At 72.7% G+C, this 21,271-nt stretch carries 15 protein-coding genes and 1 other RNA gene; 3 read left to right on the top strand and 13 right to left on the bottom strand.

The window, feature by feature from the left end; genetic code table 11:
• Positions 1 to 83 precede the first annotated feature (83 nt).
• The 4 genes from ACGFRG_RS31080 to ACGFRG_RS31065 form a co-directional block, all read right to left on the bottom strand.
• Positions 84 to 1,286: an acyltransferase gene (locus ACGFRG_RS31080; RefSeq protein ID WP_361430387.1), complete on the bottom strand. Its 1,203-nt coding sequence runs from the start codon at positions 1,284 to 1,286 to the stop codon at positions 84 to 86.
• A complete protein-coding gene (locus ACGFRG_RS31075) occupies positions 1,283 to 3,412 on the bottom strand; it encodes a bifunctional polysaccharide deacetylase/glycosyltransferase family 2 protein (RefSeq protein ID WP_393269369.1) in 2,130 nt (709 codons plus the stop codon). Before ACGFRG_RS31075 ends, ACGFRG_RS31080 begins: the two co-directional genes overlap by 4 nt.
• A 35-nt stretch (positions 3,413 to 3,447) precedes the next feature.
• Positions 3,448 to 4,581: a hypothetical protein gene (locus ACGFRG_RS31070; protein WP_393269275.1), complete on the bottom strand. Its 1,134-nt coding sequence runs from the start codon at positions 4,579 to 4,581 to the stop codon at positions 3,448 to 3,450.
• A 279-nt stretch (positions 4,582 to 4,860) separates the two neighbouring features.
• Positions 4,861 to 5,820 (bottom strand): LysR family transcriptional regulator, encoded by a 960-nt coding sequence (locus ACGFRG_RS31065; protein WP_361430385.1) that lies wholly within the window; start codon positions 5,818 to 5,820, stop codon positions 4,861 to 4,863.
• Between the two features lie 98 nt (positions 5,821 to 5,918).
• On the opposite strand from ACGFRG_RS31065, the gene ACGFRG_RS31060 reads away from it, so the two are divergent.
• The gene (locus ACGFRG_RS31060; RefSeq protein WP_393269271.1) at positions 5,919 to 7,235 is read left to right on the top strand and encodes an MFS transporter; all 1,317 of its coding nucleotides are present in this window, start codon (positions 5,919 to 5,921) and stop codon (positions 7,233 to 7,235) included.
• Positions 7,236 to 7,384: 149 nt separating this feature from the next.
• Here the strand turns inward: ACGFRG_RS31060 and ssrA are convergent.
• From ssrA to ftsE, 5 genes are all read right to left on the bottom strand, one after another.
• Positions 7,385 to 7,754: a transfer-messenger RNA gene (ssrA, locus tag ACGFRG_RS31055) on the bottom strand.
• Between the two features lie 83 nt (positions 7,755 to 7,837).
• Positions 7,838 to 8,335 carry an SsrA-binding protein SmpB gene (smpB, locus tag ACGFRG_RS31050; protein ID WP_361430381.1) on the bottom strand — a complete coding sequence of 166 codons (498 nt, stop codon included), beginning with the start codon at positions 8,333 to 8,335 and terminating at the stop codon, positions 7,838 to 7,840.
• A gap of 18 nt (positions 8,336 to 8,353) precedes the next feature.
• Positions 8,354 to 9,535, bottom strand: a complete 1,182-nt coding sequence (locus tag ACGFRG_RS31045; RefSeq protein WP_393269268.1) for a S41 family peptidase — start codon at positions 9,533 to 9,535, stop codon at positions 8,354 to 8,356.
• 68 nt (positions 9,536 to 9,603) lie between these two features.
• On the bottom strand, positions 9,604 to 10,521 hold the full coding sequence (gene ftsX / locus ACGFRG_RS31040) for a permease-like cell division protein FtsX (RefSeq protein WP_361430378.1): 918 nt from the start codon (positions 10,519 to 10,521) through the stop codon (positions 9,604 to 9,606).
• 48 nt (positions 10,522 to 10,569) lie between these two features.
• Positions 10,570 to 11,259: a cell division ATP-binding protein FtsE gene (gene ftsE / locus ACGFRG_RS31035; RefSeq protein ID WP_361430376.1), complete on the bottom strand. Its 690-nt coding sequence runs from the start codon at positions 11,257 to 11,259 to the stop codon at positions 10,570 to 10,572.
• Positions 11,260 to 11,539: 280 nt separating this feature from the next.
• Between ftsE and ACGFRG_RS31030 the strand changes: the two genes are divergently transcribed.
• Complete coding sequence (locus ACGFRG_RS31030) at positions 11,540 to 11,731, top strand: hypothetical protein (protein ID WP_361430375.1); 192 nt, start codon at positions 11,540 to 11,542, stop codon at positions 11,729 to 11,731.
• Between the two features lie 116 nt (positions 11,732 to 11,847).
• Here the strand turns inward: ACGFRG_RS31030 and ACGFRG_RS31025 are convergent, their stop codons facing one another.
• The 4 genes from ACGFRG_RS31025 to ACGFRG_RS31010 all read right to left on the bottom strand — a co-directional run bounded on the left by ACGFRG_RS31025 (position 11,848) and on the right by ACGFRG_RS31010 (position 17,434).
• A complete protein-coding gene (locus tag ACGFRG_RS31025; protein ID WP_361430374.1) occupies positions 11,848 to 12,888 on the bottom strand; it encodes a hypothetical protein in 1,041 nt (346 codons plus the stop codon).
• 295 nt (positions 12,889 to 13,183) lie between these two features.
• The gene (gene prfB, locus ACGFRG_RS31020) at positions 13,184 to 14,287 is read right to left on the bottom strand and encodes a peptide chain release factor 2 (RefSeq protein WP_361430373.1); all 1,104 of its coding nucleotides are present in this window, start codon (positions 14,285 to 14,287) and stop codon (positions 13,184 to 13,186) included.
• Between the two features lie 70 nt (positions 14,288 to 14,357).
• Positions 14,358 to 15,590, bottom strand: coding sequence for a serine/threonine-protein kinase (locus tag ACGFRG_RS31015; protein WP_393269262.1), 1,233 nt, complete (start codon positions 15,588 to 15,590; stop codon positions 14,358 to 14,360).
• A 164-nt stretch (positions 15,591 to 15,754) separates the two neighbouring features.
• Entirely contained in the window at positions 15,755 to 17,434 is a 1,680-nt protein-coding gene (locus tag ACGFRG_RS31010) for a protein kinase (protein WP_393269259.1), read from the bottom strand.
• Between the two features lie 393 nt (positions 17,435 to 17,827).
• On the opposite strand from ACGFRG_RS31010, the gene ACGFRG_RS31005 reads away from it, so the two are divergent.
• Positions 17,828 to 21,217, top strand: coding sequence for an FHA domain-containing protein (locus ACGFRG_RS31005; protein ID WP_393269257.1), 3,390 nt, complete (start codon positions 17,828 to 17,830; stop codon positions 21,215 to 21,217).
• Positions 21,218 to 21,271: the final 54 nt, after the last annotated feature.

Below are 21,271 nucleotides of genomic sequence, written 5' to 3'. Positions count from 1 at the left end.
GGGGGGCCGGAGCGGGCCCCGTCGACCAAGCGAGAAGAGGGGCCCGGACATCGCGTCCGGGCCCCTCCTCGTCTCTCAGGCGCTCAGCGCCGCTTCCGTCCCCGGGAGCGGCCGTCCGGCCACAGTCTGGGGCTGCGCTTGGCGGCCACGTCCTCGATCCAGCCCGTCGACAGGATCATCACGCCGATCAGCGGCCACACCAGGACGAACATCCACTCGTCGTAGGTCTGGGTGAAGAAGCTGTCGAAGTGGGTGCCGAGGTACGGGATGTTCCACAGCTGGTCGAGGATCGGGACCGCCAGGGCGATCAGGAAGTTGTGCCAGAGGTAGATCGTGACGGCCCGGTTGTTGGAGAGCGTCACGAGCCGGTCGTAGCGGGCGAGTCTGCCGGGCAGTTCCCGCCAGGACGGGGAGTACGCCAGCAGGATCGCGCAGAAGCCGAAGGACCAGGTGGCCTGGGCGAGCGGGATGTCGTTGAGGTCCCAGCCGTCCTTGGTCGGATGCCCGGAGGCCCACCACAGGCCGAACGCCATCACCATCGCCGAGCAGGACACCAGCAGATAGCGCGGCATCCGCTGGATCAGGCCGTCGTGGTGCGCGAAGCCGAGCACCCAGCAGGCCGCGTACGTGACGAAGTCGGTGATCACCGAGCCGGTGTCGCCGGGGATGGTGACCAGGCCCGTACCGAGGACCGCCGTCAGCGCGAGCGGGGCGGCGAGCACCGCCCAGGGCACCTTGCGGAACAGCTTGAGCAGCAGCGGCGAGGCCAGCACGAACCACAGGTAGGCCCGCAGGTACCAGAGCGGCTCGGCCGCCTGGACGGCCCAGGTCTGCTCAAGGAGGCCGTCCTTGTGGCCGACCGACCACGGGAACGGCGGAGTGCCGAACGGCACCACGTAGTTGAACAGCTTGGCCCACCACCACAGGCCCTGCGCCTTGTCCGGCTTCCAGCCCGCCGCGAACATCCCGGTCAGGGCGATCGCGCCGAACGCCCACATGGGCGGCAGCAGACGCCGCAGCCGGCCGCGGATGACGCTCCAGGCGGGCCGGCTCAGCGAGCGCGCCATGAGCGATCCGGCGAGCGCGAACATCACGCCCATGGACGGGAAGACGATGGACAGCCAGGCGAGGCCGAACAGGTGGTAGACGACCACCCGGACAAGCGCGAGCGAGCGCAGCAGGTCCAGATAGCGGTCCCGGCCGGACGCCGCCTTGGGCTTCGCCCCGGCCGGCGCCGCCACGGCCTCGGGCACCTCGATGTACGGCTGGGGTACGGGCACGGTCATGCGACGGGCCTCCGGTCCTGGGTCTCGGCGGCGCGGCGCTGCTTGGGCTGCGCTCCGGGCGCCTCGACGACGCCCGTGCGCCGCAGCTTCTGCCAGCGCAGGCGGCCGCCGGTGAGGGCGGTGATCCAGGACTGGAGGAGCACCACGTACATCAGCTGGCGGTAGAGGATCTGCTGGAGCGGGAGCGAGACCAGGTGGGTCAGGCGTTCGCGGTCCAGGCGGAACGCGTAGGCCGCGCAGACCAGTTGGATCAGCAGCACGCCGAGCCACGCCAGGATCGTCTTCTGGGTCGGGCCGAAGACGATGCCGTAGAGGAGGAAGACGTCGATCAGCGGGGCGAGCAGCGGGGCCAGGACCATGAACAGGGACACCAGCGGCAGGCCCACGCGGCCGAAACGGCCGGACGGGCCGCGCTCGAAGACCGCGCGGCGGTGCTTCCAGATCGCCTGCATCGTTCCGTACGACCAGCGGTAGCGCTGGGACCAGAGCTGCTGGACGGTCTCCGGGGCCTCGGTCCAGGCGCGGGCGTTCTCCGCGTACACCACGCGCCAGCCGTCGCGGTGCATGGCCATCGTGACGTCGGTGTCCTCGGCGAGGGTGTCCTCGCTGATGCCGCCGACCCGCTCCAGGGCGGTGCGGCGGAAGGCGCCGACCGCGCCGGGGATGGTCGGCATGCAGCCGAGCACGTCGTACATCCGGCGGTCCAGGTTGAAGCCCATCACGTACTCGATGTGCTGCCAGGCGCCGATGAGCGAGTCGCGGTTGCCGACCTTGGCGTTGCCCGCGACCGCGCCGACCTTGGGGTCGCCGAACGGCTGCACCAGTTCGCGTACGGTGTTCGGCTCGAAGACGGTGTCGCCGTCCATCATCACGACGATGTCGTAACGGGCGTGCCGGATGCCGTTGTTGAGCGCGGACGGCTTGCCGCCGTTGGGCTGGCGGATCACCCGGACGTTCGGCAGTCGCATCGCCTCGACGATGTCCGCGGTGCCGTCGGTGGAGCCGTCGTCGACGACCAGGACCTCGATGGGGTGGTCGCTCGCCATCAGCGAGCGCACGGTGTTGGCGATGCACTCGCGCTCGTTGTACGCGGGGACGATCACCGAGACCGGCTCGGTGACCTCCGGGCCCCAGCGGAAGCCGCGCTTACGGACCTTGCGGGCGTGCAGGAACGACAGGATCAGCATCAGGCCGAACCGGGCGAAGACCAGCACGCCGATCACGGCGAGTCCGCCCACCAGGACGTCGGTGGTGTGCTCGGCGGCCTGGACGGCGAAGACGAACGCCTTGCCCTTCCACAGGTCCATGCCGGTCACAGGGGTGTGCGCGCTCGGGGCGTTCAGCGCCTCGGTGAGGTTCACGAACGTGTAGCCCTTGCCCTGGAGCTTGGGCAGGAAGGTGTCCAGCGCGGCCACGGTCTGCGAGCGGTTGCCGCCGGAGTCGTGCATCAGGACGATGGCGCCCTTGCCGTGCTTCGGCGTCGCGTTCTTGATGATCGTGTCGATGCCCGGGCGCTGCCAGTCCTCGCTGTCGGTGGAGTCGAGGGCGGTGATATAGCCCATGCTGCCGACGTACTTGATCACCGGCCAGTTCTTGTCGTCGATCGCGTCCGCGAACGACGAGTAGGGCGGCCGGAAGAGCGAGGTGCGGATGCCCGCGGCGCCTTCGAGGGCGAGCTGGTTCTGCGCGAGCTCCCAGTCGATACGGGCGTGCGACTGGTAGGAGAGGTCGGGGTGGTTGAAGGTGTGCAGGCCGACCTCGTGGCCCTCGTCGACCATCCGCTTGATCAGGTCCGGGTAGCGGGCCGCGTTGGCGCCGGTCACGAAGAAGACGCCGTGCGCGTGGTACTTCTTCAGCGCGTCGAGCACCTTCGGGGTCCAGGTGGGGTCCGGGCCGTCGTCGAAGGTGAGCACGAGCTTGTGCTTGGGGATGTCGAGGCTCGTCGGCTTGCCGGGGCCGCGCGCGTCGATGACCGGGCCGCCGTCCAGGATGCGGTCGGGCACCTGGTCGGTGGCCGCGTCCGGACGTATTCGGTGGTCGGCGAGGATCTCGTTGTGGACGTAGCCGCGCAGCATCAGCATCGCGAAGAGCGCGACGAGGAAGAGCAGGGGCAGCAGATAGCGCATCGGCAGTCTGCGACGTCCAGGGGTACGGCGGGCGTTCACGTGCTGGCTCCAGTGTACGGAGTCGGCCACGACAGACCTGTGGGCCTGCCGGTGGGACCGGTGGGGAGGCCCGGACCTGCCGAGTGGCCACCCGTCGGCTTCGCGGTCTGCGAGGCGCCGGGGTGCGGGGTGGCCGTGGACTTGCCGGGGCGGCCGGACTTGCCGGGCTTGGGGGTGGCCTTGGAAGCGCCGGGCTTCGGGTGTGTCCTGCCCTTGGCGGAGGCGTGCGGGGTGGCTCCGGGGACGTCCGGGTGGGTGGCGGCGGAATCAGTGGGGGCGGGCGTGACCTTGACGGTCGCGGGTCTCTTGTCCTTGGCGGCCGGGCCCGGTATGCCGAGCCAGGGCGCGCGGGAGCTGCCGCCGAGCAGGCTGGCGACGAGCATCACGGCGTAGCAGGCGCAGGCCAGGCCGAAGAGCCAGCCGAGCCGGCGCAGGTTCTTGCCCCGGCGTCCGCTCTCGTCGACGAACACGGGTCCGTCGGCCTCGGCGGCCTGGATGGGCCCGAGGTTGGGGACGGGAGCCGGATCGGCGAAGGGGGCCGGGTTCGAGGCGGAAGCCGGATCGCCGAACGGAGCCGGGTTCGCGAACGGCGCCGGGTTCGCAACCGGAGCTGGATTCGCAACCGGCGCCTGATTCGCGAACGGAACGTTCCGCACCGTAGGTATCGGCTCCGTCGCCGGGCCGTGGCTCGTCTTCGACATCGACAGCGGCTGCGTCGCGGGGGCCGGGTTCGCGAGCGGCACCGGCCGCGTCGCGGATGCCGGGTTCGCGACCGGCGTCGGCCTCGTCGCGGGCGCCTGGTTTTGCACCGGCACCGGCCGGGTAGTCGGGGTCTGGTCCGTGACCCGGACCGGCTGCGTGACGGCGCCCTGGTTCGGGACCCGCACCGGCTGCGTCACGGATGCCTTGTTCGCGACCGCCGTCGGCTTCGCCAACGGCACCAGCCTCGTCGTCGCTTCCCGGTCGACCGTCGGCACCGGCTTCGTCGCCGGTTCCCGGTCAGCCGTCGGTACGGGCTTCGCCATGGGCACCGGCTTGGTCGCCGGGCCCGGGTCGGCCGTCGGTGTCGGCTTCGGCTCCGTCGCCGGGGCGCCGAACTGGCCCTTGGGGACGCTCAGTTCCATGGTCATGTCGTCGAGCGGGCCACGGGGCTTCTCGAACCGGTCTCCGGGCTGCTGCCCCGGAGGGGCTTCATTTCGCCAATTGTCCACTTTGCGTACGCACTTCCCACCTGGATGATTCGCGGGTTGCGCGCACGACTCGGCGGGCATCGCAGCAGGACCGGACCACATCCGCTCCGCGCGCCCCCACTACCACACCGCACCCGGGGGATGAATGTAGCGCACCCCAGTGTCACCCGTGTTCGTACGCCAAGTGCTGTTCATCCTGTGGAAGGCACCAGATCGGCATCACTGGGACATGAGCGACAGATCGACGTCAGGAAGCCAACTTTTCTGGGGGATTTCCAGCCAACCATTTGCCGTTTGCATACGGTTGGCGACCTCCCGGAGCGCCTCCAGACCCGGGTGCCGCAGCCCCTTGCGCCACACCAGCGACACCGGTGACAGCGGTACGGGAGCGGTCAGCGGACGGAGCGTCATCCCGGGTATCGCGACGAAGTCCATACTGGCCAGTACCGACCAGCCGCGCCCGCGCACCACCCGGGCGAACTCCTCCTCGCCGGAGATCTCCGGGAACGGCGGGGCCAGTTCCACCCCGCGCCCGGCGAACAGCCGCGCCGCCAGGTCGGTCCACTCGGCGGTGGCCGGATTACCCACGCCCGCGTACAGCGTCTCGCCCTTCAGCGTGTCGACCGGCACCTCCGCCAGGCCCGCGAGCCGGTGGTCGTCGGGCAGCAGCACCGCCATCCGCTCGTAGCGCACCGGCTGATGGGCCAGACCCGCGAGCACCGACGGCTCCAGGCCCGCGACCCGGCCGAACGAGACGTCGACCCGGCCCGCCAGGATGTCGGCCGCCGCCCCGGTGAGCCCGGTCAGATACCGCACGACGAACTCGGAGCCGGGCGCCGCCTCCCGGGCCCGGGTCAGCACCCGGTGGCCGGTGCCGACCGGCGCGCCGATGTCGACGATCAGCGGGCGGGCATCCGCGGCCCAGGCGGCGCGGAGTTCGTCGTGGGCGGCGAGCACCCGCCGGGCGTGCGGCAGCAGCCGCGTGCCGTCGGCGGTGAGCTCCACCGCGCGCGTGGTCCGCACGAACAGCTCGGCGCCCAGCTCCCGTTCGAGCCGCCGGATGTCCCGGCTGAGCGCCTGCTGGGCGACGAAGAGCCGGGCGGCGGCGCGGGTGAAGTGCAGTTCCTCGGCGGTCGCGGTGAACGCGCGCAGCAGTCGGGGGTCGATGTCCTGGGGCACCCGCCAAGTCAACCGCAGAGCCGTTGACAACAGAAGTGCGTGAATGGGCCCGGATCAGGTGTTGGACGCCCCAACACCCCTGCGGCGAGGCTCTTCCCATGCCGCAACTGATGACCATGTCGGGCTCCACGCTCGTCCTCGCCGAGCCGGTTCCGTACACCGAGCCGGTCTCGTACCGGGAGTACGGGGAGAAGCGCCCGTACGAGAAGAGCCGCCCCCGGACACGCGTCCGCCGGGCCGACCCCTACCGTCGCCTCTTCGCCGTCCCCGGCGCCCGTGCCTTCACGCTCGGCAACCTCGTCGCCCGGCTCCCGATGGGCATGTTCAGCGTCAGCGCCGTGATCATGATCGCCGGGTCGCGCGGCTCGTACGCCCTGGCCGGGGCCGTCACCGCCACCGGCCTCGCCGCCACCGCGATCGTCGCGCCCTGGACGGCCCGGCTGGTCGACCGGCTCGGCCAGGCCCGGGTCGCCGTGCCCGCCACCGCGATCGCCGCGCTCGGCTCGCTGGCCCTGCTGCTCTGTGTACGCCTGGACGCGCCCGACTGGACCCTGTTCGCCGCGTACGCCGCCACCGCCACCACTCCCAACACCGGCGGGATGTCCCGGGCGCGCTGGGCGCACGTCCACCGGGGCGACCCGGCGGCCCAGCACACCGCCAACTCCTTCGAACAGGCCGTGGACGAGCTGTGCTTCATGCTCGGCCCGGTGGCGGCCGCGTTCCTGTGCACCGCGCTGTTCCCGGAGGCGGGCACGCTCACCGGAGTGGTCCTGCTGATGACCGGCATGCTGATCTTCGCGGCCCAGCGCTCCACCGAACCGCCGGTGGCCGCGCGCGCCGGCCGCGCGCCCTCCCCGCTGCGCTCCCCCGGGCTGCCCGCGCTGCTCGCCGTCTTCCTCGCCACCGGCGCGGTGTTCGGCGCGATGGAGGTGGTCACGCTCGCCTACGCCGACCGGCTCGGACACGGCTCGGCCGGGGGCGCGGTGCTGGCGCTCCAGGCGGCCGGGTCGTGCGTGGCGGGCCTGGTGTACGGGTCGGTCCGCCCCGCGCGTGCGGTGTCCCGGCGGCTGCTCGCCTGCACGGCCGCGATGACGGCGCTGATGTGCCTGCCGCTGCTCGCGGCCGGTACCGGTTCGCTCGTCGTGCTGGCCGGCGCCCTGCTGCTCGCGGGCGCGGCGACCGCGCCGACCATGGTCACCGGGATGACCCTGGTCCAGCGGCTCACGCCCGAGGGCCGGTTGAACGAGGGGATGACCCTCGCGGTCACCGCGATCCTGGGCGGCATAGCGGCGGGCTCCGCCACGGGCGGCTGGCTCGCCGACCACACCGGCACGACGACGGCCTACCTCGCCCCGGCCTGCGCGGCGGCCCTCGCGACACTCACGTGCGCGGCGGGCCCGGCGCGGCGCGGGTGAGGGCGCGTACGTACGACAAAGGCCCGGCTGCTTGATGCAGCCGGGCCTTTGCCTCACATGGGATGACGGGGTCTGGGGGCCATGCCCCCAGAGGTGGAACGAGACGGATCCTGCTCGCGTGGTCGGCGAGCACAATCCGCCCATCCGTCTCGTGGAGATGGCGGGAATCGAACCCGCGTCCAACGGTGCGGAATCAGGGCTTCTCCGTGTGCAGTTCGCTGCGATTTTCTCAGCCCCGGAGATCACGCGAACAAGTCTCCGACGGGCTCAGTCACTGTTTGATTTCCTCCTGGGCCCCGTGACCGGGCTCAGAAGTTTAGATCCCTTGATGATGCCAGGATCCGGGTCGGGATCACCCCCGGGCTGACACTTCGCAAGTCGCTACTTAGGCAGCGAGGGCGAAGGAATCGCGCTTGGTGTTGGCGATTATTGGTTGCGACATATGGTTTACGAGATCATTGCCGCTTCCTCGACACGCTTCCCCTGCTTCGACATCCGCTGTCGAAACCGATCATCCCCATGTTTTGTTAACAATGTGCTCCGCCCCGGGGGGCGGCGCTGAAGCCATGGTACGCGACGCGGCCCGCGGCCCGCCAGGACATTTACGCCCGCTGCCGCCGCTTGGCCGCCGCGATGGCGCGGTTCGTCTCGCGGGTGTCCTGCTTCTCCCGCAGCGTCTGGCGCTTGTCGTACTCCTTCTTGCCCTTCGCCAGGGCGATCTCGACCTTCGCCCGGCCCTCCTTGAAGTAGACGGCGAGGGGCACGATCGTGTGACCCGTCTCCGACGACTTCGACTCCAGCTTGTCGATCTCGGCCCGGTGCAGCAGCAGCTTCCGCTTGCGGCGGGCGCTGTGGTTGGTCCAGGTGCCCTGCGCGTACTCCGGGATGTGCACGTTGTGCAGCCACGCCTCGTGCCCGTCGATCTGCACGAAACCGTCGACCAGCGAGGCCCGCCCCTGGCGCAGCGACTTCACCTCGGTGCCGGTGAGCACCAGACCGCACTCGTAGGTGTCGATGATGAGGTAGTCGTGCCGCGCCTTCTTGTTCTGCGCGACGAGCTTGCGCCCGCTGCCCTTGTCCTTGTCTTTTGCCTTAGCCATAGTGCGGCCATTTTCGCACTACGACCGGCCCCCGAGGCCACTCAATACTGTCTCGGCCCGCTCCTTGGCCCGCTCGGTGACCGGTACGTCCGGGGTGATCCCCTTCCCGTCCACGCTGTGGCCCGCCGGGGTGCGGTAGTGGCCGACGGTCAGCTCGGCGACCGAGCCGTCCGGCAGGTCGGTCGGCATCTGGACCGAGCCCTTGCCGAAGGTGCGCGAGCCGACGGTGACCGCGCGGCCCCGGTCCTGCAGGGCCCCGGTCAGCAGCTCGGCCGCGCTCATCGTGCCGCCGTCGACCAGGACGACCAGGGGCTTCGCGGTGTCGGCGCCGCGCGCCGGGTCCGCGTACAGGGCGCGCTGGCTGCCGCGCACGTCGTACGTGGCGACCAGGCCGCCGTCGAGGAAGGCGGAGGCGGCCGAGGCGGCCTCCGCGACCAGGCCGCCGGTGTTGCCGCGCAGGTCGAGGAGGATGCCCGCGCCCTCGGGGGCCTCGCGGACCGCCGAGCGCACCCGGGCGCCCGAGCCCTTGGTGAACGCCGCCACCTTGATCATCACGTCCCCGCCGGGCAGCTCGCTCACCGTCACGGCCTCGGTGGTCAGCAGAGCCCGGCGCAGTGACTGGGCCCAGTCGCGCCCGGCCCGCTCCAGGCCGAGCACGACCCGGCTGCCGGCGGCGGCCCCGTCGCCGCGCAGCAGCGAGACGACCTCGGTGACCGGCCGCTGGTCGACCGCGCGGCCGTCGATCGTACGGAGGCGGTCCCCCGCCTCGATCCCGGCGCGGGCGGCCGGTCCGCCGGGCTGGACCCGGGTCACCTCGACGCGGCCGTCGCCGGTGCGCCGGGCCCACAGGCCGACGCCGGTGTACCGGCCGTCGAGGGCGTCCTCGAACTGCTCGAACGCGCTCGGGTCGTACACCGCGCCCCACCGGTCGCCGCTGCGGCTGACCACCTCGGCGGCCGCCGCCGACGCGGACTTGCCGTCGGCCAGCGCCTCGGCGGCGGCCCGGGCCACGTCCTGGCCGCGGTCGCCGGTGGGGGCCTCGGCCGAGGCGGGGCGGGCGTGCAGCGGGGTGCCGCGCCCGTCGGCCCGGGGCAGCGAGCCGGTCACGGCGGCGGTCGCGAGGACCGAGACGAAGACCAAGGTCAGAGTCGCCCCGCGGCGGACTCCGCGGGGCCGGGGACAGCGGTCCGGACCTGACATGGCGTCGAGTCTAGGACAACGCGAGGGCGCCGCAGGGGCTGTTGCCCCTACGGCGCCCGGGGCGCTTGTCACACCTTGAGGTACTTACGGAGCGCGAAGAAGGCCGCGAGAGCGGGCATCAGGACGCTCGCCGCGAGGACCAGCGGCAGCTTGGCCAGGACCGCGTCCCAGCCGATGAAGTTGATCAGATTCAGCTTGTGGGACAGGTCGAGGCCGTGGTCGATCATGAAGTAGCGGCCGACGAGCAGCATCCCGGAGGCGGCGATGCCGCCGAGCACTCCGGCGAAGGCGGCCTCCATGATGAACGGTGCCTGGATGTAGAAGCTCGAAGCACCGACCAGGCGCATGATGCCGGTCTCGCGCCGTCTGCTGAACGCGGACACCCGGACCGTGTTGACGATCAGCATCAGCGCCACGACCAGCATCACCGCCATGACCAGCACGGCGGCCACGTTCATGCCGTTGAGCAGCCCGAACAGGTTCTCCAGGATGCCCTTCTGGTCCTGCACCGACTGCACGCCGTCGCGTCCGGCGAAGGCGGTGGCGACCACCTTGAACTTCTCCGGGTCCTTGAGCTTGACCCGGAACGACTCCTGCATCTGGTCCGGCGTGATCGAGCCGGCCATCGGGGAGTCGCCGAACTGCTCCTTGTAGTGCTTGAACGCCTCGTCCGCCGACTCGTACGTGACGGTCTGGACGATGTCCAGCTTCTTCAGGTCGCCCTCGATGTCCTTCTTCTGCTGGGCGGTGACGGCGCCCTTGGAGCACTTGGCGACCTGCTCGGCGTCCGCCTTGTTGCAGAGGAAGATCGAGACGTTGACCTTGTCGTACCAGTAGCCCTTCATGTTGTTGACCTGGTCCCGCATCAGCAGCGAACCGCCGAACAGGGCCAGGGACAGGGCCACGGAGACGATGACGGCGAACGTCATGGTCAGATTGCGGCGGAGACCGACGCCGATCTCCGAGAGTACGAACTGCGCGCGCATGGCGACTGGTTAAGCCTTTCCGTGCTTTCGGGCTCGATGCTCAGCGCATCAGTGCTGGTAGCCGTAGACGCCGCGCGCCTGGTCACGTACGAGACGGCCCTTTTCGAGCTCGATAACACGCTTGCGCATCTGGTCGACGATGTTCTGGTCGTGGGTCGCCATGATCACGGTGGTGCCGGTCCGGTTGATCCGGTCCAGGAGCTTCATGATGCCCACCGAGGTCTGCGGGTCCAGGTTGCCGGTCGGCTCGTCCGCGATCAGGAGCATCGGCCGGTTGACGAAGGCGCGGGCGATGGCGACGCGCTGCTGCTCACCACCGGAGAGCTCGCCGGGGCGCCGGTCCTCCTTGCCGCCGAGCCCGACCAGGTCGAGCACCTGGGGCACGGCCTTGCGGATCTCGCCGCGCGGCTTCCCGATGACCTCCTGGGCGAAGGCCACGTTCTCGGCGACCGTCTTGTTCGGGAGCAGCCGGAAGTCCTGGAAGACGGTCCCCAGCTGGCGCCGCATGTGCGGCACCTTCCAGTTGGAGAGCCGGGCCAGGTCCTTGCCGAGCACGTGCACCTGCCCCGTGCTGGCGCGCTCCTCACGCAGGATGAGTCGCAGGAAGGTCGACTTCCCGGAGCCGGACGAACCGACGAGGAAGACGAACTCACCCTTCTCGATGTCGAGGGAGACGTCCCGCAGAGCGGGGTGGCTCTGCTTGGGATAGGTCTTGGAGACGTTGTCGAATCGGATCACGGTGCACCACGGTCGCCGGGAATAGGTGTGCGTGACACTACGCGAACCGGCCTCGGCCGCGCAGGCACCGTCCGAGGAAGTTCCGGGGATGCGCCTTATGTCCCGTTGACGGGACGCTTCGGGGCCTCCCCGGGCTCCCCTGCGGGTGCAGAATCGGGCGGGGCGCGCCGAAACGCGCGGGAGCTGGCACAGTGGTAGAGGGAACGGTTGCGTTTCCCTGAGCGTTGTGCGGAGCAGTACGTGCATACAGCGGCTCCGCCGCGCGGGAGGAGGAAAGCGCATGACCTATGACCGATTGGTGTGCGCGAACTGCGCGGCGCCCGTCAGCGAGGGCCGCTGCCCCGTGTGCCGGGCCAACCGGGAGCGGCTCCAGCAGGAAGGCCCGTGGGGCGGCCTGAGCCCGGTGGCTCTGGTGACGCTGCTCGTGCTGCTGGTGGCGGCGGTGGCCCTGCTGGCCCACCAGACCGTGTAGCGAGCTTTACGCGTCTACGTCTACGTGGACGCGCGTGTACGTGAGCGGGGCCCGGGGTGCTGGAGAGCGCCCCGGGCCCCGCTTTCGCACTGTGTGCCGATTACCGTCCGTGTCGCTTACGCGACGTTACGGCCGCCGACCAGGCGCGGCATGATCCGGAAGCCGATGCCACCGGCGATCATCGTCGCGGCGCCGACCAGCAGGAACGTGGTCTCGCCCGCACCGGTCTCGGCGAGCTCGTCCTTGGCCTTGCCCTGCTCGACCGGCTTGGAGCCACCGCTGTCGGGGGTGGTGTTGTCCGGGCAGCTGGCGCCGTCCAGGGAGACGGTGCAGGTGCCGCCGGAGGTGGAGCCACCAGTGCTGGAGCCGCCGGTGCCGCCGGTCGCGGAGGAGCCGCCGGAGGTGGCGGAACCGCCGGTGGAGGAGCCACCGGTCGCGGACGAGCCGCCCGTGGTGGAGGAGCCGCCGGTGGACGAGCCGCCGGTCGAGCCACCCGTGGACGACGTGCCGCCCGTGCTGGACGAACCGCCGGTCGACGAGGTGCCGCCGGTGCTCGACGAGCCGCCCGTGGACGAGGTGCCACCGGTGGACGAGCCACCCGTGGTCGACGAGCCGCCGGTGCTGGACGAACCGCCGGTCGAGCCGCCCGTGCTGGACGAACCGCCGTCGGTGGTGCTGCCGCCGGTCGTGGACGTGCCGCCGGTGCTCGACGAGCCACCGGTCGAGGACGAGCCGCCGGTCGCGGACGAGCCGCCCGTGCTGGACGAACCGCCGTCGGTCGTGGTGCTGCCGCCCGTGGTGGACGAACCGCCGGTGCTCGACGAGCCGCCCGTGGACGAGGTGCCACCGGTGGACGAGCCACCCGTGGTCGACGAGCCGCCGGTGCTGGACGAACCGCCGGTCGAGCCGCCCGTGCTGGACGAACCGCCGGTGTCGACACCGCCGATGCCGCCGACCGTGCCGGTGCCGCCGTCGGACTCGCCCTGGACGCCGACGCCGACGCCGCTCTTGTTGACCTCGGCCTTGGCGCTGAGGCCACCGATGTTCACATCGACACCGACGGCCGAGGCCGCCCCCGCAGCGGTCAGGGACGCGCCGGCGGCGATCACCGCGCCGGCGGCTATCCGCGCGACACGCAGCCGCGTCTTCTTCGTCATATGTCTGCTACCCCCAGTAGCTGAATCGTCATGGGGCAGCGCCCGGGGGCCGCGGGACCGAGGGAGGCCGCTTGCGTCGCCCCCGTCACACGCGCCCCGGATATACGCATGCCGCGCGCCACCTTTCCGCACACCTAAGAATCACGTCAAGGTCGTTTAGGGACCGTTGTCGCACATGTCACCAGTTGTCCGGTACATGGGGTTGCAACTGTGACGAAACAAGGGAACTGCCGCTCAGTGAGCGGCAGTTCCCTTGTCGACAAAGCCTCAAAAACGCGGCGGTCTTTCCCGCCGGTTACTTCTCCTGCTGCTTGCGCCAGCGAATTCCCGCTTCCAGGAACCCGTCGATCTCGCCGTCCAGGACGGCCTGCGGGTTGCCGACCTCGAACTCCGTCCGCAGGTCCTTGACCATCTGGTACGGGTGCAGGACGTACGAGCGCATCTGGTTGCCCCAGGAGCTGCCGCCGTCCTTGAGCGCGTCCATCTTCGCCTGCTCCTCCTGGCGGCGGCGCTCAAGGAGCTTGGCCTGCAGGACGTTCATGGCGCTGGCCTTGTTCTGGATCTGCGAGCGCTCGTTCTGGCAGGACACCACGATGCCGGTCGGCAGGTGCGTGATGCGCACGGCCGAGTCGGTGGTGTTGACGCCCTGGCCGCCGGGGCCGGAGGCGCGGTACACGTCGATGCGCAGCTCGGACTCGTCGATCTCGACGTGGTCGCTGGACTCCACGACCGGCAGCACCTCGACGCCCGCGAACGAGGTCTGGCGGCGGCCCTGGTTGTCGAAGGGCGAGATGCGCACCAGGCGGTGGGTGCCCTGCTCGACGGAGAGCGTGCCGTACGCGTACGGCGCCTTCACCACGAAGGTGGTCGACTTGATGCCGGCCTCTTCCGCGTACGAGGTCTCGTACACCTCGGTCGGGTAGCCGTGGCGCTCGGCCCAGCGCAGGTACATGCGCTGCAGGCGCTCGGCGAAGTCGGAGGCGTCGACGCCGCCGGCCTCGGCCCGGATGTTGACGAGGGCCTCGCGCTCGGCGTACTCGCCGGACAGGAGGGTGCGGACCTCCATCTCGTCCAGCGCCTTGCGCACGGAGACCAGCTCGGTCTCCGCCTCGGCGAGGGTGTCCGCGTCGTCCATCTCCTGGGCGAGCTCGAACAGCACCGCGAGGTCGTCGATGCGGCCGCGCAGGCTCTCCGTCTTGCGGACCTCGGCCTGGAGGTGCGAAAGCTTGCTCGTGATCTTCTGGGCGGCGTCCGGGTCGTCCCACAGGGACGGCGCGGCGGCCTGCTCCTCAAGCACGGCAATGTCTGCCCTCAGCTTGTCGAGGTCCAGGACGGCCTCGATCGACCCCATGGTCGAGGAGAGGGACTTCAGCTCTTCGGATACATCGACGACTGCCACGGGTCCAGCGTAACGGCTGCGCGCAAGGACGTTTCCCCCTGTGCCCCGGCACAGCGCGGGAGCCCGGTGTCTACGGCGTCGCGGGCGTCGAGTGCTTGGAGTCCTGCGGGGGCTTGTCGTCGCCGCCGCCGGAGACGGCCAGCCAGGCGCCGATGCCCAGAGCCGCCGCCAGCGCGGCCGCCGAGGCGCCCAGGACGATACGGCGTCTGCGCAGCTGGTCCGCGCGGTGGCGGGCCGAGCCCGGGCGGGGCGTTCCGGCCGGGCGGGGGGCGCGGGCCGTGCCCAGCGGGCCGCCCGCCAGCTCGTCGGGGCCGGGCACGCGCATGCTCGTGTGGGTGTCCCGGTTGGAGTCCAGGGGCGCGCCCGGCACCAGCGGCACGGCGCCCCGGCGGGGCGATCCGGACGGCGGCGCGGGCTCCTCGTACGGGGGCTCCTCCGGCTCCTCGGACCCCGGCTCGTCCACGTCCAGCGGGGGCATGCCCGCGACCAGGGGGAGCAGGTCGCGCAGCCGGACGGAGAGCTCCGAGGCGCGCAGGCGCGAGGCGGGGGCCTTGGCCAGGCACTGGACGATCAGCTGCCACAGCTCGTCCGGGATGCCGGGCAGCGGCACGACCGTCTCGGTGACGTGGCGGCGCAGGACCGCGCCCGGGTGGCCGCCGCCGAACGGCGTGAAGCCCGCGAGCAGTTCGTACAGGACCGTCGCCAGGGCGTAGATGTCGACCGCCGCCCTCGGCGGCAGGCCCTCGACGATCTCGGGGGCGAGGTAGTCCGGGGTGCCGATGATGCGCGTCGCCTTGGTGCGGCGCGGGGTGTCGATCAGCTTGGCCACGCCGAAGTCGGTGAGCAGGGCCGGGTGCGCGCCGCCGGGGCCGAGCGGGCCCTGCATGTCCAGGAGGATGTTCTCGGGCTTCACGTCGCGGTGGACGACTCCGGCCGCGTGCGCGGCGGCCAGGCCGTCGGCGACGTCCGCGACGATCGCCACCGCCGCCTCGGGGGCCAGGCGCCGCTCGCGGTCGAGCCGGGTGCGTACGTCCGTGCCGCGCACCAGGTCCATGACCAGGGCGAGGTCGTTGCCGTCGACGACGAGGTCGCGGACGCCCACGACGTTGGGGTGGTCGAGGCCGAGCAGCGCGGTGCGCTCCTGCACGAAGCGGCCGACCAGCTCCTGGTCGGCGGCCAGGTCTTCGCGCAGCAGCTTGATGGCGACGGGCCCGTCCGGCCCCTCGCCTAGCCACACCGTGCCGGCGCTGCCCCGCCCCAGGATCTGGTGGGCGGTGTACCGGCTGCCGATATTCCGTGCCAAGACTGCTCCCTCAGCGGCTGGCTGTGCACGCCGAGGCTACGCGGCCGGGACGCCAACCTTCACTTCCGAGCGGGAAATCACCCCCTGGAAGTCGACAAATCCACGAAGTGGGCGTTCCGGGCCACGCGACAACCGCTTTACGAGGGGTTTTGCGGGCGCCCTTCTCAGCCGCCCGACTTGCCGCCCAGTTCGCCGATCCAGCCCGAGACCTTGGAGATCGCGTCGCCGATCGCCTGCCAGTAGCTCTTGCCCTGGGCCACCCAGTCCTGGAGCGGGGTCAGCTCCCAGACCAGCCAGCCGGCCACGAAGAGCAGGATGAACGTGAACAGGCAGCCCTTGAGGCAGCCGAGCCCGGGGATGTGCATCGGGTTCGCGCTGCGGCGGCGCGGCTCGCGGGGCTCGCGCGGCGCGGGAGCCTGGGGCTGCTGCGGCTGCGGGGGCGCGTACTGCTGGTGCTGGGGCTGCGGCGGCTGGGCGTACGGCTGCGGCGGCTGGCGGTACGGCTGCTGCTGCGGGGCGTACTGCTGCTGCCGGGGCTGGTGGCCCTGCGGCGGGCGCTGCTGCTGGGGCTGCGGTGGCTGCTGCTGGCGGTGCGGGCGGCGGCGCAGCGGGTCCTCGGCGGGGTCCAGATACCCGACCTGCGTCTGCTCGTTGCGGTCGCGGGCCGCCTGGAGCTGAGACTGCCAGGGGTGCGGCTGCTCGGGCTGCTGCGGGTGGTACGCCTGGCCCTGCGCCCCGGGCTGCCCCGGCGGTACGGGCGGCATGAGCGCGGTCGGATCGGCGGCGCCCCGGCCCGGCAGGACCGCCGTGGGGTCCGCCGCGCCCGTGTTCGGCAGCACCGAGGTCGGCGCGGCCGGGTCGTACGCGCGCGTGGTGTTCGGCAGGACCTGGGTGGGGTCGGCCGCGCCCGGGGTCTCGGGCACCGGCGCGGGCGCCGGGTCGGGGGCGAGCAGCGCGCCCACCCCGTCGGCCGCCTCGACCTGCGCCGGGGTCGAGTGGACCCCGATCCCGGCCGCGACGACGCGCAGTCCGCGCGCGAGGTTCTCGGCGCTGGGCCGCTCGTCCGGGTTCTTGCGCAGACAGCGCTCGATGACCGTCCACAGCGGGCCGGGCACGGTGGTGGGGCGGCGCGGCTCCTCGCTGAGGTGGCGGTGCAGCACCTCAAGAGCGGTCCCGCCCGCGAACGGCGGCCGCCCGGTGATCAGCTCGTACAGCAGGATCCCGGCGCCGTAGATGTCGACGGCGGAGGTCTGCGGGCGGCCCTCGGCGGACTCCGGCGCCACGTACGCGGGCGTGCCGACGAACTCGTGCGTACGGGTCAGGCCCGGGGAGTCCGCCAGGCGCGCGATGCCGAAGTCGGTGAGCATCGGGTGCATCGCGCCGTCGCGCTCGTCCAGGAGCACGTTGGCGGGCTTCAGGTCGCGGTGGACGACGCCGTCGGTGTGGCTGGCGGCGAGCGCGTCGGCGATCTGCGCGGTGAGCAGGGACGCGGCGACCGGGGTGAGCGGGCCGTTCTCGCGCAGGTAGCGGTGCAGGTCGGGGCCGTCGACCAGGTCCATGACCAGGGCCAGGAGGTCGCCCTCGACGACGAGGTCGCGGGTGCGCACGATGTTCGGGTGCGTCAGGCGCAGCAGCACCGAGCGCTCGCGCAGGAACCGCATCACGACGTCGGCGTCGTTCGCCAGCTCCTCCTTGAGGACCTTGATCGCGACGGTCTCGCCGGGCTGGCCGGCCACGGCCGCCTCGGCGCCCGCGGCCTCTCTCTGGCGGGCGCGCCAGACCGTGCCCGTGGCGCCGCGTCCGAGCGGCTCCTCAAGCAAGTACTTGCTGCCTACCGGCCGCACGTCATGCGCTCCCTGCTGGTCTGGCTGAGCTGGCTGTTCCGGGGCCTCCCGGGCGGGTGCCCCAGGCGGCCCACTGTAGTGCCGACGGCTGTGCCCGGGCGGGCTCACACGTTCCGGCTGTTCGAAGGAAAGACGTCACCGTCGCACGGAAGGTTGCCGAACGGCCGTACCGAAGCGGCGCGGTCGATTCCGGCGGGGTCCGCAACCAGCCACTTTGCGGCCACATTTGCGTCGAGAGCCGACCATTCAAGATCACTTGAAGGTGGGTGACGGGCGTGTTGTCAGTGGCAGGTGCGAGGATGCCCTCAGCACGACATGTGTGCCTGGTGGGGGGAATCACAAGGGCGGCTCCCTCCTGGCCCGGCACCCCGCGCAGAAGGGACCGCCGAGGCGATGCAGATCCGGCTGACCGTCCTCGCGCCGCGCAGCGGCCACGCTGCGGCGCGCGCCTGCGACGTGCTCGTGACCGCGCCCGCGGGGACCACGCTCGCGGCCGTCGCCTCCGGCCTCGCCACGGCCGCGTCGGGCTCCGAGATCTCCAGCGCGGTGGTGCTGTACGCGGGGCGCGAGCGGCTGGATCCGCAGCGCCGCGTGCTCGGCGAGCCTCCGCTGGTCGACGGCGCGGTGCTCGCGCTGTCCTCCCCCTCCTCGTCCCCCGCGGCCTCCGCCTCGTACGCGGCGTACGCCTCGGAGCACGGCGAGGCCGCCCAGGCCCGGCTCTGCGTGGTCGCCGGTCCCGACGCGGGCGGTGTCCATCTGCTGCACGGCGGCCAGATCCGCATCGGCCGCTCGGCCGACGCGGACGTGCCGCTGGACGACCCGGACGTGTCCCGGCTGCACTGCGCGGTGACGGTCGGCGAGGACGGCCGGGTGGCGGTGGCCGACCTGGGCTCGACGAACGGCACGCGCGTGGACGGCGCCCCCGTCGGCCCACACCCGGTCCGGCTGCCCGCGGGCGCGCTGCTGCGCCTGGGCGAGTCGGCCCTGCGCCTGAGCCCCGGCACCCCGTCCCCGGACGCGCTGGCGACGGTGCCGGACGGGGAGGGACATGTCCGGGTGGCGGTGCCGGGGGCCGCGTCCGAGGAGGCTGTGGGCGGGGGCGAGGTGTACGGGCAGGTTCCCCGCGCCCCGGAGACCGGGCGCGTCCCGGGCCAGCGCGCCTCGGCGGAGCCGGGTCCGGCCTCGCCTCCCGGTTCGGGGTACGGGCCGACGACCCATGGGACGGGGACGGGGACAGGAGCCTACGGCCCGGGAAGCGGTCATCCGTACGGTCCCGGCGGTGCTTACGGTCCCGGCGGTGCTCACGGTCCCGGAGGCGGTGATCCGTACGCGGCCGACGGCGGCCGTCCGCATGCGCCCACCGGCTCCACGTCGTACGGTCAGGGCCACGCGGGCGACGGGCGCGGCTGGTACGGCGAGGAAGAGGCGGTTCCGGAGCAGCCCGGCAGCGGGTACGGCCCCGGGGCAGGCGAGCCGTACCCAGAGGTGAGTGGGCGTCAGGAGCCCGGCGCCGAGCCGTACCCAGAGGTGAGCGACCCGCAGGGCGGGGGCAGCCGTCGGACCGGGACGCCCGCGCGCGGCACGCGCGTGCCGGACGAGGTGCAGCACGCGCGCGCCGACGACGGCGTGCCCCGGCGGCGCGGCGGGCTCGGCGCCTGGGCCCGGCGGCTGGCCGGGGGCCGGGGAGAGGCCCCGTACGAGCCCGCTCCCGTGCCGCCCGAGGCCGCGCCCACCGGTGTCGCCCCCGCGCCCGAGCGATGGCCCGACCTCGCCGCGCTGCTGCTGACCGCGCTCGGCCCCGGGCCCCGGCTGTGGGAGCGGCGGCCCGGGCACCAGGAGGCACTTGCGGTCCGGGTCGGCACGGCGGACCGGGGCGAGCTCGCGGCCGTGCCGGTCACCGTGGGGCTGCGCGAGGCCGGCTCGCTGGGCCTGGCGGGACCCCGGCCCCGGCTGAACGGTCTGGCGCGCGCGGTCGTGGCCCAGCTGGCCGCGCTGCACTCACCGGGCGACCTGGAGATCGTCCTCATCAGTACGGAACGGGGCCGCAGCCTCCAGACGCGGACCGCCGAGTGGGGCTGGCTGGGCTGGCTCCCGCATGTGCGGCCCGGGCACGGCCAGGACTGCCGTCTGCTGCTCGCGTACGACCGGGAGCAGGCCACCGCCCGTACGACCGAGCTCGTGCGGCGCCTCGACGACAGCCCGCTCGGGCCGACCTGGGCCTCGGCCGAGGCGTCCGCCGTCGCCGACGCCACCCGCCGCTACTCGGGTCCGTACACCGTGGTGATCGTCGACGGCGACCCCGGCTCCTCGGTGCTGCGCGAGACGACCGCCCGTCTGGCGTCGGCCGGGGGCGCGGCCGGGATCCATCTGCTCTGTCTCGCCGAGGCGCCGCCCGCCTCGCCGACGTCCCCGGTGGAGGCGACGTACGAGTCGGCGTGCGCGGTGTCGCTGGCGTTCCGCGAGTGCGGGGCGGCGGCGCTGCTGAGCGGCGACGTGGCCACCGCGCTGCGGCTGGTGCGCACGGCGGGCGGGCGTCCGGCGGGGCACGGCACGGTGGCGGTGGTCGACGCGGTCTCGGCGGCGTGGGCGGAGCGGTTCGCGCGGGCGCTCGCCCCGCTGCGCGCGGGCGACGCGGCGGCGGTGGTCGCGCGGCCCGCGGTCGCCCTGCCGCCCTCGTCCCGGCTGCTCGACGAGCTGGGCCTGGCGCGGGCCACACCCGCGTCCCTGATGGCCCGTTGGGAGTCGGCGCCGGACGGCGCGGCCGTGCTCGGCACCGGCCCGCGCGGCCCGGTCGGCGTCGACCTCTCCTGCGACGACGGGCCGCATCTGCTGGTCGAGGGACCGCCGGGCAGCGGCCGTACGGAGCTGCTGCGCGCGGTCGCCGCGTCGCTGGCGGCCGGGGCGCGGCCGGACCGGCTGGGGATGATCCTGGTCGACGGGGCGGGCGGGGAGCGCGGCGACGGCCTGCGCGCCTGCACCGAACTCCCGCATGTCTCCACCTACTTGGTGGCCTCCGACCCGGTCCGTATGCGCGAGTTCGCACAGGCGCTCGGGGCGGAGCTGAAGCGGCGCGCCGAGCTGCTGAACGGTGTCGGCTTCGCCGAGTGGGTGGCGAAGGCCGCCTCGGACGGGCAGGAGGCGGCCGGGCGGGTGGTGGCCCCCCGGCCGCCGTCCGCCGGTGAGCAGCGCGGCGATGTCGACGGGCCGTCCACCAGCACGCTGCGGCTGCGCCCGCTGGCCCGTACGCGTACGGAGGCGGGGCCGCCGCCGCTGGCGCGTCTCGTCGTCCTCGTCGACGACCTGGACGCGCTGGTGGCGCCCGCGCTCGGCAGCCCGGGGCGGCCCGCCGCGGGGTCCGTGGTGCGGGCTCTTGAGGCGGTGGCGCGGGACGGGGAGCGGCTGGGCGTGCATCTGGTCGCGACCTCCGCCCGCCCCGAGCGCACGGCGGACACGGAGCTGGCGCGCAGGGTACGGCAGGTGGTGCGGCTCGACGCGCCGCCGCTCGCCCCCTCGCCGGACGAGCCGTCGCCGGGGCGGGGGCGGCTGTTCGGCGCGGACGGGGTGGTCACACCCTTCCAGGGCGGGCGGGTCACGGGCCGGATACCGCGTACGGCGACGCTGCGGCCGACGGTCGTGCCCCTTGAGTGGGAGCGGATGGGCGACCCTCCGGCCCGCCGGCCGGTGCGCGAGCTCGGCAACGGGCCGACGGACCTGGCGCTGCTCGCCAGCGCGCTGGACCGGGCCGCGCGGCTGGTCCACGCGTCCCCGCCGCAGGCGCTCTGACCCCACCCCGCGCCACCCGCGCACGCCCCCGCGCGTTACCCGCCAATCACCCCC

It is taken from the genome of Streptomyces sp. NPDC048696 (assembly GCF_043198895.1).
In the GTDB taxonomy this organism is placed as follows: Bacteria; Actinomycetota; Actinomycetes; order Streptomycetales; family Streptomycetaceae; genus Streptomyces.
This window is presented reverse-complemented; position numbering and strand designations above follow the sequence as displayed.

Coding starts and splice junctions, on each gene's coding strand:
- ACGFRG_RS31080 (WP_361430387.1), bottom strand. CDS start 1,286: ATGACCGTGCCCGTACCCCAGCCGTACATCGAGGTGCCCGAGGCCGTG.
- ACGFRG_RS31075 (WP_393269369.1), bottom strand. CDS start 3,412: ATGCGCTATCTGCTGCCCCTGCTCTTCCTCGTCGCGCTCTTCGCGATG.
- ACGFRG_RS31070 (WP_393269275.1), bottom strand. CDS start 4,581: ATGACCATGGAACTGAGCGTCCCCAAGGGCCAGTTCGGCGCCCCGGCG.
- ACGFRG_RS31060 (WP_393269271.1), top strand. CDS start 5,919: ATGCCGCAACTGATGACCATGTCGGGCTCCACGCTCGTCCTCGCCGAG.
- smpB (WP_361430381.1), bottom strand. CDS start 8,335: ATGGCTAAGGCAAAAGACAAGGACAAGGGCAGCGGGCGCAAGCTCGTC.
- ACGFRG_RS31045 (WP_393269268.1), bottom strand. CDS start 9,535: ATGTCAGGTCCGGACCGCTGTCCCCGGCCCCGCGGAGTCCGCCGCGGG.
- ftsX (WP_361430378.1), bottom strand. CDS start 10,521: ATGCGCGCGCAGTTCGTACTCTCGGAGATCGGCGTCGGTCTCCGCCGC.
- ACGFRG_RS31030 (WP_361430375.1), top strand. CDS start 11,540: ATGACCTATGACCGATTGGTGTGCGCGAACTGCGCGGCGCCCGTCAGC.
- ACGFRG_RS31025 (WP_361430374.1), bottom strand. CDS start 12,888: ATGACGAAGAAGACGCGGCTGCGTGTCGCGCGGATAGCCGCCGGCGCG.
- ACGFRG_RS31005 (WP_393269257.1), top strand. CDS start 17,828: ATGCAGATCCGGCTGACCGTCCTCGCGCCGCGCAGCGGCCACGCTGCG.